This window comes from Pseudomonas sp. HK3 (genome assembly GCF_052920985.1).
The window spans coordinates 1,539,398-1,552,526 of the sequence record NZ_JBREXD010000001.1; the positions used below are offsets into that span (position 1 = coordinate 1,539,398).

Annotated in this window: 11 protein-coding genes; 9 read left to right on the forward strand and 2 right to left on the reverse strand. The window is 45.0% G+C overall.

The annotated features are described in order from the left end of the window. Positions 1-22: 22 nt before the first annotated feature. Positions 23-982, reverse strand: a complete 960-nt coding sequence (locus ACU6U9_RS07135) for a metalloregulator ArsR/SmtB family transcription factor (RefSeq protein WP_446734347.1) — start codon at positions 980-982, stop codon at positions 23-25. A 251-nt stretch (positions 983-1,233) separates the two neighbouring features. Here ACU6U9_RS07135 and ACU6U9_RS07140 point away from each other — a divergent pair, with 251 nt between their 5' ends. Further along, positions 1,234-1,389: a hypothetical protein gene (locus ACU6U9_RS07140; protein ID WP_446734348.1), complete on the forward strand. Its 156-nt coding sequence runs from the start codon at positions 1,234-1,236 to the stop codon at positions 1,387-1,389. A gap of 191 nt (positions 1,390-1,580) precedes the next feature. Here ACU6U9_RS07140 and ACU6U9_RS07145 read toward each other — a convergent pair whose 3' ends face one another. Beyond that, positions 1,581-2,975 (reverse strand): hypothetical protein, encoded by a 1,395-nt coding sequence (locus tag ACU6U9_RS07145; protein WP_446734349.1) that lies wholly within the window; start codon positions 2,973-2,975, stop codon positions 1,581-1,583. A gap of 188 nt (positions 2,976-3,163) precedes the next feature. Between ACU6U9_RS07145 and tkt the strand changes: the two genes are divergently transcribed. The 8 genes from tkt to ACU6U9_RS07185 all read left to right on the forward strand — a co-directional run bounded on the left by tkt (position 3,164) and on the right by ACU6U9_RS07185 (position 13,092). Beyond that, a complete protein-coding gene (tkt, locus tag ACU6U9_RS07150; protein ID WP_446735069.1) occupies positions 3,164-5,155 on the forward strand; it encodes a transketolase in 1,992 nt (663 codons plus the stop codon). A 305-nt stretch (positions 5,156-5,460) separates the two neighbouring features. Next, entirely contained in the window at positions 5,461-6,498 is a 1,038-nt protein-coding gene (locus tag ACU6U9_RS07155) for a type I glyceraldehyde-3-phosphate dehydrogenase (protein ID WP_446734350.1), read from the forward strand. 151 nt (positions 6,499-6,649) lie between these two features. Then, positions 6,650-7,813 carry a phosphoglycerate kinase gene (locus ACU6U9_RS07160; RefSeq protein WP_446734351.1) on the forward strand — a complete coding sequence of 388 codons (1,164 nt, stop codon included), beginning with the start codon at positions 6,650-6,652 and terminating at the stop codon, positions 7,811-7,813. Between the two features lie 168 nt (positions 7,814-7,981). After that, complete coding sequence (fba, locus tag ACU6U9_RS07165; RefSeq protein ID WP_446734352.1) at positions 7,982-9,046, forward strand: class II fructose-bisphosphate aldolase; 1,065 nt, start codon at positions 7,982-7,984, stop codon at positions 9,044-9,046. 97 nt (positions 9,047-9,143) lie between these two features. Beyond that, positions 9,144-9,590, forward strand: a complete 447-nt coding sequence (locus ACU6U9_RS07170) for an acyl-CoA thioesterase (RefSeq protein ID WP_446735070.1) — start codon at positions 9,144-9,146, stop codon at positions 9,588-9,590. A 64-nt stretch (positions 9,591-9,654) separates the two neighbouring features. After that, entirely contained in the window at positions 9,655-10,632 is a 978-nt protein-coding gene (locus tag ACU6U9_RS07175; RefSeq protein WP_446734353.1) for an alpha/beta hydrolase, read from the forward strand. A gap of 93 nt (positions 10,633-10,725) precedes the next feature. After that, positions 10,726-12,432: a hypothetical protein gene (locus tag ACU6U9_RS07180; RefSeq protein ID WP_446734354.1), complete on the forward strand. Its 1,707-nt coding sequence runs from the start codon at positions 10,726-10,728 to the stop codon at positions 12,430-12,432. Positions 12,433-12,489: 57 nt separating this feature from the next. Next, a complete protein-coding gene (locus tag ACU6U9_RS07185) occupies positions 12,490-13,092 on the forward strand; it encodes a penicillin-binding protein activator LpoB (protein WP_446734355.1) in 603 nt (200 codons plus the stop codon). Positions 13,093-13,129: the final 37 nt, after the last annotated feature.

Genomic DNA, 13,129 nt, shown 5'->3' on the forward strand with positions numbered 1-13,129 from the left:
TCCTAAAGTGATTCTTTTTGTTCTAAGGTTTTTTAAATAATTGAATTTGGATTTGAAATCCATTTCGTAAACCAACAAATACTTGATGTTGGTGGGTTAATCCTGCTGCTTTGGCCCAGTATTTTACTTCTTCTGGGTCGAGTCCTAGCCATACATCACCGCAGCTTTCTTTTACCCAGTTTTGGTCGTGTGGGCATAGGTCTGTAATGAGTAAATAACCGTTTTTATTTAATAACTTTGCAGAAGCGGTTAAGGCCTCTGCTGGCGCGGGAATATGGTGTACCACCATATTAAAGGCCAATAGATCCACGGTTATGTTACGTGTAACGGCATCAAATGGTTCGCCTAAAACAAACTCTACATTTGCTAATGGCCGATGTTGCTTGGCTAATTCCAGCATAGCTGGTGAATTATCTAATGCATAAACCGTCGCAAAACGTTCACTTAATGGTTTTAAAAATCCGCCTTGGCCCGGTCCAACTTCCATGGCGTGGGCACTTTTTGGTAATTCGATGGTTTTTAATACTTCTTCAAGGCTTTCGGCGTAATGCTCGTACCCTGCAATCAAGTCGGTAATATCGGTAAATTTACCAGCATGTTTCTCAAAGAACAGTTGGCTTTGCTGGCCGCGCTCGGTGTAAATATTGTTTAAACCGTTTCTTAACGTGTCATGCCAAGGCATTGCGTCAATGGCGACAAATATACTGTTGCGCACGTCATCCAGTTCAGCACCATTTAACAACGTGCGCCTGTAAAAAATGGAGTTACCTTCGCGACGAGTACTTACTAACTGTGCGCTGGCTAAAATCTTAAGGTGATGGCTCATACGAGATTGGCTTACATCAAAAATATCGGCCAGTTCTAATACGCCAAACGAGTCTTGTTCTAATAATTGTAGAATCTGTAAACGCAGGCTGTCGCCAGTTGCTTTGTTTAGCAGAGCAAGATTCTCGATGTTTGTGCTTGGGTCGTTGACTGGCACACCGCACACCTAATGATTAATAGATGCGTAAAGGTATCACCCTAGTTAGGCAATGCCAAGATCTATATTAAAATATTTTAATATAGATCCTTTGTGGGTAATAGCGCAAAAACATACATAGCAGGCGAGGCGGGGTGTGCTTATAAAAAATAGTTATAACTTAAAGTCATTATCTCACTGTGTAAGTGTGTGTTATACATCAAGTTATGCCGACGAAGGCCGATAATAAAAATAACAAAAGAGGGATCGCTATGAACAAGAGAAACGCAATGAGCATTTTATTTTTTGGTAGCTTTTTAGCTATGGTATTGGCGGGCATGGTGTATTTACAGCCTGAAAAGCCGCAACCGCAAACGGCTGAATACGATCTGCGCGGTTTTCCTGCGCTACCCAGTGAACGTCAGTAATATTACGCTCTGATATTGAAAAGAAACGATGTTATAAAAAACGCCTCAAGTGAGGCGTTTTTTTATGTTCAGTATTAAGTGGTATTACGCATTTTTGGGTGAACAAAAATGAGTAAATTTAAATCACTTAAAACGTCAGCAGCTTAGGTGTGTACATTTTTAAGTTAGGCATCGTCATGCCAGCACTTGCGTTAATGTAGGTTGGGGTCTGTAACGGTATAGCGACGCCCGTTAAGTTCCCAGCTATCACCGGTGACTTTTCCGTTTAATGCCACGGCTGCAGCAATGTGGCCAGGGTAATCTAATAAAACAACGTCAAGCTTAAGTAGGCGTTTTGTAAGCCATGCAAACAAGGCCGCACGATCCTCGCAATCACTATATGGATAGTGCAGGGTTTCTACCGGATACAGGTAATTTTCTTCACGAAATTGTAGTTCATCGGTTTTGTATTTAAATGCCGTTTGCACAAAGCGTAATAATAAATTCACCGCGTCTTGTTCGCTTTTGCCTTTGACAAGTGGCACGAGTTGAGACAGAAGTTCATCCGCTGTGCTTTGCGGTAGGCCTTCGTGAGCATATTGGCTAATGGCCAGCTGGGGTGTGGTTTTAGCCAGTTCTATCTGCCCAAGATCATAATGCAGTTGGATGTTGTGCGTTTGCCCTTGATATTTAAAGCTTAAGTCTTTTTGTTTGATTTGGTCTGATGCTAACAGTTGTTGGTTGTTATCAAAGTCCAGTGGTGTGTTGGCGCCTGCGTATTTGCCATCATAGGTGTAAGCACGGCCTGTATTGAGTTTTTTACCATCTAAATTGACGGCATAAAAACGTGTGCCGCTAAAGGTAAAATAGGTGACTCCGAATAAAGCTTGTTTAGAGGGCATCAATAGAAAGGCGTTTTGATTGAACGCAATACGGGCATCAAACCCGGCTTTTACCAACAAGTACCATGTGGTGAGTTGTTGAGCGTTATGACCACTTACGCTGAGCGCTTGTACATAACGGTGGAACAATACGGCGGTGCCCCAAGGATTGAGCTTGAGTTGCTGAGCGGTTTGGGTTAAGTCGTTAATGACTTTTTCATGGGGCGCGCTTGCAAGTGCGGCGTAAAAATCAGCAATATTATCGTTACTCATTTTTCCGTTAAAGGTTTGTTTTAGCTTGTTGTCTTCGAGCAAGTTAAGTGTATGACCAAACAACACTACCTCGATGGCATTAGCGCTAGGCGGTGCTGGTTTTGGCGGCTGTGGCTTTGTTTCTGGCTTGACCGGCTTTGCGATGACAATGGGCTCAATAATCGGCGATTTGTCTGCAACGGGTTTATCATCAATGGGTTTAGGGGCTTTGGGCAGAAGTACAGGCTTGGGTTTACTATCCAATACCACTGGCTTTTTAACCTCAACGGCTTTCCATTGTTGCTTTAAAAAGCCTAAAAAGGCTTTGTCTTCGGCGTCCATATAATCTTGGAATTCTTGCTTGGCTTCGCCCATATCCATGGCGTTTTGTTTAAGCCATTCGTCATATTCGCTGTCGGCATAGGCAGTTGCCCCTAATATGGACATTAGCGCGAGTACTGCGGGGTATTTCATGATCATTCCCTTGTTGTTTTTATTCCATTTGTAACACTGACCGATTACTCGATGAAAAGCTAGATATGATCCCATACTTCATTGATGAATTAGCCATTCTCAGGGATAATACGCCCCCTTTATTATTGTGCCCAGCAGTAAGCTTTTTCTTACTGCCTTTTAAAGATCAAATGATCAGGAGTCACTCCATGACAGACCGTCGTCAGCTGGCCAACGCGATACGTGCATTGAGTATGGATGCCGTACAGAAAGCAAAATCAGGCCATCCAGGTGCCCCAATGGGCATGGCGGATATTGCTGAAGTTCTATGGAATGACCATATGAACCATAACCCAGCTAACCCTGATTGGTTCGACCGTGACCGTTTTGTATTGTCTAACGGCCATGGCTCAATGCTGATTTACTCTTTATTGCACCTAACGGGCTACGAATTAAGCATTGATGATCTTAAGCAATTTCGTCAAATGCACTCTAAAACCCCTGGTCACCCAGAATACGGTTACGCACCGGGTATCGAAACCACCACTGGCCCATTAGGCCAAGGTATTGCTAACGGCGTGGGCATGGCGTTAGCAGAAAAAATCCTAGCTGCACAATTTAATAAACCAGGACACGACATCGTTGATCACAACACCTATGTGTTCCTAGGTGACGGCTGCATGATGGAAGGTATTTCCCATGAGTCTTGCTCGCTAGCTGGTACGCTGGGCTTGGGTAAGTTGATCGCGTTTTACGATGACAACGGTATTTCGATCGATGGTGAAGTAGAAGGTTGGTTCACGGACGATACGGTTAAGCGTTTCGAATCTTACGGTTGGCAGGTTATTCCTGCGGTTGATGGTCATGACGCAGCGGCATTAGAAGCAGCGATTCAGGCAGGTAAAGCAGAAGCCAACAAGCCAACGCTTATTTGCTGTAAAACCATCATTGGTTTTGGCTCACCAAACAAAGAAGGCAAAGAAGATTGCCACGGCGCGCCACTAGGTGACGACGAAATCAAATTAACCAAAGAGCGCCTAGGTTGGAACCACGGTTCTTTCGAAGTCCCTGACGATGTATACGTAGGCTGGAGCGCGAAAGACAAAGGCGCAGCCAAAGAAGCGGCATGGAACGACAAATTCGCTGCCTATGCGAAAGCCTTCCCAGCAGAAGCGGCTGAATATACCCGTCGTATGAAAGGCGACTTACCAGCTGACTTCTCTGCAAAAGCCGATGCTTTCATTCAAGAATGCCAAGAAAAAGGCGAAAGCATTGCTTCGCGTAAAGCGTCTCAAAATGCGATTAAAGCATTCGCACCTGAGCTACCTGAGATTCTAGGTGGCTCTGCTGACCTTGCCGGTTCTAACCTAACATTATGGCCAGAAGCCAGAGGTGTATCCGCTACCGATGCATCAGGCAATTACATGTTCTACGGCGTACGCGAATTCGGTATGAGCGCCATCATGAACGGTGTGGCATTGCACAAAGGTTTTGTTGCCTACGGCGCAACCTTCTTAATGTTCATGGAATACGCGCGTAACGCGATTCGCATGGCCGCACTTATGCAGCAACGTGCCATTCACGTTTACACCCACGACTCTATTGGTTTGGGTGAAGACGGCCCGACTCACCAACCAGTTGAGCAGTTAACTAATTTACGTACGACGCCAAACCTAAACACATGGCGCCCATGCGATGCGGTTGAATCAGCGGTTGCTTGGAAAAACGCCGTCGAGCGTGCGGATGGCCCAACGGCGATGATTTATTCTCGTCAAGGTTTGCCACACCAAGACCGTACAGCGGCGCAAGTCGCTGACATCAACAAAGGTGGCTATATTCTTAAAGATGCAGCAAACGCCAAAGCCATCATCATTGCCACGGGTTCTGAAATCGGTTTGGCTGTTGATGCTGCCGCGGCACTTGAAGCCAAAGGCACGCCAGTACGTGTTGTTTCAATGCCATGTGCTGAAATTTTCTGCAAACAAGATGCGGCGTACATTGAATCTGTATTGCCAGCGGCCATTACTGCCCGTGTAGCAGTGGAAGCGGCGCACAAAGATTATTGGTACAAGTTTGTTGGCCTAAATGGCGCAGTTGTAGGCATGGAAACGTTTGGTGAGTCAGCGCCAATTGCCGACTTGATGAAGCACTTTGGCTTTACCACTGAAGCAGTCGTTGCCGCCGTTGAAGGTACTCTGTAAAGAAGCTATTGCGCTTGCTTATACGGCGTTGAAAATAATTTTATGATGGTGACATAGGCACCCCGAAGGGCATTAGTTGTTCGAAAGGGCGCATTACAAAAAATTATTTTCGCCTTGACTAAGCTGCGCTCATGACGCTTCTGAAGCTCTCTTGTGATAACACCTGGGCGTTTTTATTTGTTAGAAAATGCATCCATTTGTGGGAGGGCGCTTGCGCGCGATGAGCTTTAAATAGTATCTCATCGCGCGCAAGCGCCCTCCCACAGCGGCACCTATAAATGTTTTTGGTTGAGTAACCTAGCTTTATGTCTCTAAAAATTGCAATCAACGGTTTTGGTCGTATTGGGCGCTGTGTCCTGCGGTCAATCTATGAACGTAATTTACAAAACGAGATTGAGATCGTAGCCATTAATGAGCTGGCGGATTGTGACACCATTAGCTACATGCTGCGTTATGATAGCACCCACGGACGCTTCCCATTTGATGTGATGGTTAATGAAGATGTACTGACCATTACCGATGGCCAAGGCATTGCACGGGATATTCAAATCTTGCATGAAGCCGACATTGAAAACTTACCTTGGAAAAAGTTACACGCCAATGTGGTTTTAGAGTGCACAGGTCAGTTTAAAAACCAAGAGCAGTTGCAACCTCATTTAGATCAAGGTGCAAAAAAAGTATTGTTAAGCCAACCTGGTGAAAGCGATGTGGATTTCACCTTGATTGCCGGCGTGAATCAAAACAACTTAGCCGTCACTCATAAAATTGTATCTGTTGGCTCGTGTTCAACGAATTGCGTCTTACCGGTTATGGCCATACTCGATGAACACTTTGGTATTGAAAGCGGCGTGAGCACTACGATCCACTCTGCCATGAATGACCAGCCAGTGATTGACGCCTATTCAAGTGACTTACGCCGAACTCGTGCCGCTGTCGCCAGTATTATTCCAGTGGATACCGCATTGCCAAAAGGCATTGCGCGGATCATGCCTCATTTAGACGGTTGCATTGAAAGTTTGCATTTGCGTGTGCCCACATTAAATGTGTCGGCCATGGACTTAACCTTGCAGCTGAAAAATAAAATAACCGCAGAACAAATTAATACATTATTAAAGCAGCACAGTTTAGCCGATTTAAGAGGCTTGATTGGTTTTAGTAATGAGCCCCATGCGTCGGTTGATTTTAATCATGACGCGCGCAGCGGTGTGATCGATGGTACGCAAACTCGAGTAAGCGGTGATCGCTTATTAAAATTATTAATCTGGTTTGATAACGAATGGGGTTTTGCCAATCGCATGGTAGATGCGTTGCAAAATACTCAGTTCAAACAGAATATAAAGTGATAAAAACTTAAATGTGGGAGGGCGCTTGCGCGCGACGAATTTACCGTAATTTGTCGCGCGCATACCCAAAACATCCGCTTCGCGGAAGGGGAATCTGAGCGCTCTCCCACAAAAAATAGAAATTTTAAAAGTTATAAAATAGGAAAAAGACATGACCGTTTTGAGAATGGCCGATCAAGACCTTAAAGGAAAAAAGGTTCTAATTCGTGAAGACCTAAACGTACCCATTAAAGATGGCAAGGTATCGTCTGATGCGCGTTTACGTGCTGCCATGCCAACCATTAAATTTGCGCTTGAAGCGGGCGCGAAAGTGATTGTTATGTCACACCTTGGTCGTCCAACCGAAGGCGAGTACGAAGAAAAATTCTCAATGCAACCAGTGGCTAATTACTTAAGCGACGCGCTTGGCAAAGATGTCCCTGTTATCAAAGATTTTGCAGCGGGCGTTGACGTTGCCGATGGCGAATTAGTATTACTAGAAAACGTACGCTTTAACAAAGGCGAGAAAAAAGACGCAGACGATCTAGCCAAAGCTTACGCAGCACTTTGTGATGTGTTTGTTATGGATGCATTTGGAACTGCGCACCGCGCGCAAGCGTCTACTCATGGTGTAGCTAAATTTGCACCAATTGCCTGTGCTGGCCCGTTACTCGCAGCTGAATTAGATGCACTTGGTAAAGCATTGGACAAACCTGAGCGTCCATTAGTGGCAATTGTTGGTGGCTCAAAAGTATCGACTAAACTTGACGTACTCGAAAGCTTGTCTGATTTATGTGACCAAATTATCGTAGGCGGCGGCATCGCTAATACGTTCTTGGCCGCTGCTGGTAAGCCTGTAGGCAAGTCTTTGTACGAAGAAGACTTAGTGCCACAGGCCAAAGCGCTGATGGAAAAAGTGTCTATCCCTTTACCGACAGACGTAGTATGTGCGAAGAAATTTGCCGAAGACGCAGAAGCAACGTTGAAGTCAGCTGACGATGTAACAGAAGACGACATGATTTTCGACATTGGCCCTGATTCTGCCAAAGCATTAGCCGAACAACTAAAAGAAGCCAAAACCATTATCTGGAACGGCCCTGTTGGCGTATTCGAATTTGACCAATTTGGTGAAGGCACTAAGGCGCTAGCACTGGCCATTGCTGAAAGCCAAGGCTTCTCGATTGCGGGCGGCGGTGACACGCTAGCGGCTGTGGATAAGTACAATATTGCCGATAAAGTATCCTATATTTCAACGGGTGGCGGTGCTTTCCTTGAATTTGTTGAAGGTAAGGTTTTACCAGCTGTTGCGATTTTAGAAAAGCGCGCTGCTGAATAAGAGATGGGTTATCTGAGATGAAAGGTACCCCTCATCTCAGAAAGACTTTAGAAATTCTGCTTAATGAGTAGAATGGATCACAATTAAATTTAAGCGTTTGATGCAGGATGGAGTTTCATCTCTCATCTCCCATCCAACGTCTCCCGTTTTAAAATAGAGGACTTACACATGGCACTTATTTCCCTACGCCAAATGTTGGATCACGCGGCCGAATACGGCTACGGTGTACCAGCGTTTAACGTAAACAACTTAGAGCAAATGCGTGCCATCATGATGGCGGCGGATCTAACGGATTCTCCGGTTATCGTGCAGGCGTCTGCGGGTGCTCGCAAATACGCAGGCGCCCCTTTCTTGCGTCACCTGATTTTGGCGGCCATTGAAGAGTTCCCACACATTCCAGTGTGTATGCACCAAGACCACGGCGCGTCTCCTACTGTGTGTCAGCGTTCTATCCAGTTAGGTTTCTCATCAGTGATGATGGATGGCTCTCTAGGCGAAGACGGCAAAACCCCAATGTCTTACGAGTACAATGTTGATGTGACTCGTCGCACCGTTGAAATGGCCCATGGTTGTGGTGTGTCGGTTGAGGGTGAGTTAGGTGTGTTGGGTTCTTTAGAGACTGGCCAAGCCGGTGAAGAAGACGGCGTTGGCGCTGAAGGTACGTTAAGCATGGATCAAATGCTAACAGACCCAGAAGAAGCGGCTGACTTTGTTAAGCAGACTCAAGTGGATGCTTTGGCCATTGCTTGCGGTACGTCTCACGGTGCTTACAAATTTACGCGTCCACCAACGGACGACATTCTTGCGGTTGACCGTATTAAAGAGATCCACAAGCGTATTCCAAATACTCACCTTGTTATGCACGGCTCGTCTTCTGTGCCACAAGAGTGGTTAGCGATCATCAATGAATTTGGTGGTGAGATTCCTGAGACTTACGGTGTGCCGGTTGAGCAAATCGTTGAAGGCATCAAGCACGGCGTGCGTAAAGTAAACATCGATACCGATTTACGTTTAGCGTCTACCGGTGCGATTCGTAAGTTTTTGGCTGAAAACCCAAGCGAATTTGACCCACGTAAATATTTCTCTGCGTCTGTTAAAGCGATGCAAGAAATCTGTGTGGCTCGCTATGAAGCGTTCGGCACAGCCGGTAATGCGTCTAAAATGAAAGCATTGTCGTTAGATGCTATGTTTGATCGTTATCAGTCTGGTGAACTTAACCCACAAGTTAAGTAATTCACGCTTTGATGGTTGAATAACAAAAACGCCTGCAGATGCAGGCGTTTTTGGTTATGGTGATTTAAAACACAAGAGCGACAAGATGAGACAAGACATTAAATGGGATTTAGACAATCCATTCTTGATGAATATTGTGGTCCAAGTGAATGAAACCGATCGCTTGGGTCATACAAATAACCAAGTGTATTTGAAGTGGCTTGAGCAAATCAGTTGGCAGCATATTGAGTATTTAGGTATGGACTGGCCCATGCATGAAAGGCTGTCACGGGCAATGGCCATTACCCGTACCGAAATCGACTATTTGGCTGCATCCTATGTCAATGATGAGCTAATCTTAGCGACTTGGATCAGTGATAGCGATCAGCGCGTAACCTCTTCGCGCAAATTTCAGTTGGTACGATTAAGCGATCATAAAACCATTATAAGAGCGCAGTCTTTTTATGCGTGTATTGATTTAAAAAGTGGTCGGCCAGCGCGAATGCCTAAAGAATTTATCGATGTGCATGGGCAAGCATTAGCAGCACATCAAATCCATAAATAAGTTTTATCAAATTGAAAGAATGGTCAGCTAAACTCAATATATCTGTGATCGTAGGGACTCAGTAATGCAAGTGATGAATGAATCAGGTGTTGAAATGAAATGGACGCCAGAGCAAGTACAGGGGCAAATACCGCCTTTGAGTATCGATTTGCTCGGTAAAGATATGCCAGAGTTCATTAATTTATATAATCGCCACTATGGGTTAGATTTAGAAACCCAATTTATTGGCTTACAGCATGTCGTGGGTTCTTTCGACGTAGCGGATTTTACGATCAGTGGCCATGTGTTTGTATTGCCTGAATCAAAAGGGACGTTGCTACTGGTTCACGGATATTACGATCATGTAGGTTTGTATAATCATATTATCGAGCACTGCCTATCGCAGGGGTTCAGTGTATTTAGCTATGATTTACCGGGTCACGGTTTAAGCACGGGAGAGCGGGCGGGGATTCAATCGTTTCGCCAATACGATGAGGTATTTTGTGCGGCGTTAGAGTGGGTGCAAAAAGAGCTGCCGGCTCCACTTGTGGTGTTAGGCCAAAGTACGGGTGGCGCTGTGATTATTAATTATTTGTTAAGTCGCGGTATTAATAAAACCAACAGCCCCTTTGCAAACGTTTTTTTAATGGCACCCTTGGTGCGCCCTGTGCGTTGGAAAATCTCTAAGTTATTTTATTATGTGGCTCGCCCGTTTGTGAAACAGCTTAAGCGTGAATTTGCACAAAACTCACATAATTTGGATTTCCTTTCTTTTATTAGTACGTCTGATCCATTACAGCCATTATTTTTGAAAACCAGCTGGGTCGGGGCGCTAAAAAAATGGATTCAGTTTATTGAGTCAAGCCAGCCTGTGGATTTAGACATTCATGTCATACAAGGGACACAAGATGGCACCGTCGATTACCGCCATAACATGCTGGTATTAGAAGAAAAGTTTAAAGGCTTTGATGTGACCTTTGTGGAACAAGGCCGCCACCATTTAGCGAATGAAGAATCCGTTAAACTCAAGCAAGTCTTATCGGCTTTGACCCCGCTTGTTTAAAGGGCCTTGCCAAACCTAGTACTTAGAATCAATAGTCGTTAAACTGCGTGGCTAATAATTATTTTAATAATAAATTCATGGAGCGAAGTAGTCATGCTTAGGTCGTTAAAACACATAATGCTGGTATGCATCAGTCTATGGCTGGTGGGCTGTGCCACTTATGGACAAGATGTTCGTAAAGGTTTAGACCTAACGCAACAGGGCAAATATAAAGATGCAGCAGGGGCTTTTGAAAAAGCGTTAGACCCAAAAGGGGATGATCGTCTGCTGTATTATACCGAGCTAGGTATGGTGTATCACTTAGCCGGTGATTATGAAAAATCCACTCGATTACTTGAGTCAGCCGAACGAATCTCAGAAGACTTATACACCAAGCGTGTCAGCGACATGTTGACAACCGCCATGACCAACCCTCGTCAAGGTCCTTACCGCGCATCGAATTTTGAGCGTGTGTTTATCAATTATTATAAAGCCCTTAACTACTTAATGCTGGCACTGGATAGCACAGATGCCAAAGTGCGTGAGCGCGCGCTAGAAGGTGCTCGCATAGAAAGCCGACGCATGGATATGGTACTGAGAGACATAGAGGCTCAAAAAGGCAGCTATCAAGAACAAGCGGATCGTGAAAAATCCATGTTTTCTAAGTTGATGCGCATCTTTAATAAACTGACAGGCGAGATTATTGATCGTGATAAGATTGTGTACCGTAACGATGCGTTTGGTCATTACCTAGCGGGTATTATTTACGAGCAGCATAAAGAATATGACGACGCGCGCGTCGCGTATCAAAAATCGGCGTCACTTTATGAAGGCGGCTACCAAGAACAGTACGGCCTTAAAAAAGACATGACCGAACAAGCTTGGTTTGACACCATTCGGATGATGCAAAAAGCCGGTGGCTGGCGTAATGAATGGCCGCAATTAAGCCAAAGTAAATTAAGCAAAGATAAGCGTCAGCTATTAAAAGACTTTAACGAAATGGGTCACTTAGTGGTGCTTGAGCATACTGGTATGGTGCCTGAGCGTGATGAAATGAACATGCTGTTAACCGCGGATGTGAACACCCGTCAAGTGGTGATCCACCCTATATTGACAGGTGATCGTAGTCGTCAATTAGACCAACGGTTTTGGTTTTATGCCTTATATGCAGATAAAGGTATTACGGATGTGATGAGCGCTGTATATGAAGGACGGGTGATTCCGGCCTTGCTGCAATACTCTATGGTGAAGCGTGAATATTTAGGTCCACTTTGGGATGTGGCCGATGGCTTGGGCTTGGTAGAGGTACTGAAACAAGGCATGCGCATTACGGTACCTTATTATCGTGTTACGTCATACACAGGTGCAGGCGCATCAAGCCTAAACGTGGGTGGCAGTAGTTATCCGCTAATATCGGGCCAATCAGTTGCACACCTTGCGGTTCAGCAGCAACTACTCGATTCAAGTGTTGATATTCAAGAGTCTATGGCTCGCGAAGCGTTTAAAAACTTAACCGCAGCAAAAGCGGCCTCAGTTGGGGGCGACGCTGGTGCTGTCTTGGGCTTTTTAGGTAAAATCGCAGCCAATGCCAGCTCAGTGGCGGAAACCCGTAACTGGTTGCTATTACCGGACCAAATAAAAATCACCCGTATTCCATTGGCACCGGGCACACATACCGTGACCCTAAAAAGTGAGCCAGCGAAAGGGCAAACACAAACTCAAACCAAGCAAATTGAAATCACACCTGGTGAGATGACGTTATGGAAAGCTCGAACTTTCCCAACAAAATCGAATCAGAGAACTCAACAAGTGGGCTTATAGTGCGAAGTGCATTAAAATGAGTACCGATAAAACCTGTACATCACGAAGGAAGCAATGATGAAAAAAGTAGTGACTTACGCCGTAATGGCAGGCCTATGTGCCACTTTATTAAGCGGTTGTGGCAGCACTCGCGTTAACCGTGTTGATACCAATCAAGAAATTGCATTAACCGATAAATGGAATGACAAAGACTCTCAGTTAGTCAGTGAAGAAATGATTAACGACATGTTGGCATTCCCATGGATCCGTGACTACATGCGCGAAAACAGTGGTAACAAACCCACTGTAATTATTCAGCGTGTGCGTAATAAAAGTCATGAGCATATCTCAGCGGATACCTTTTTGAATGACTTAAAACGCGCAATCATTCGTAGCGGCGATGCTCGCTTTGTGGCCAGCTCAGATGAGCGTGCCGATGTACGTGAAGAGCGTGCTGATCAAGAACTAAATGCCAAACAAGCAAAAGCGATGGGCAATGAAACCGCCGCTGATTTTGCGTTATCTGGCAGCATCAATTCATTTGTTGATCAGTTAGATGGTGATCGTGTGACCACTTACCAAGTGGATCTTAAGTTGATCAACATGGAAACCAACGAAGAAGTTTGGAATGGTCAGAAGAAACTGAAAAAACTTCAAGAGAAATCGAGTTACGGTTGGTAAGACCGTATTACGAGTAAGAGTTGTTTATAACACCACC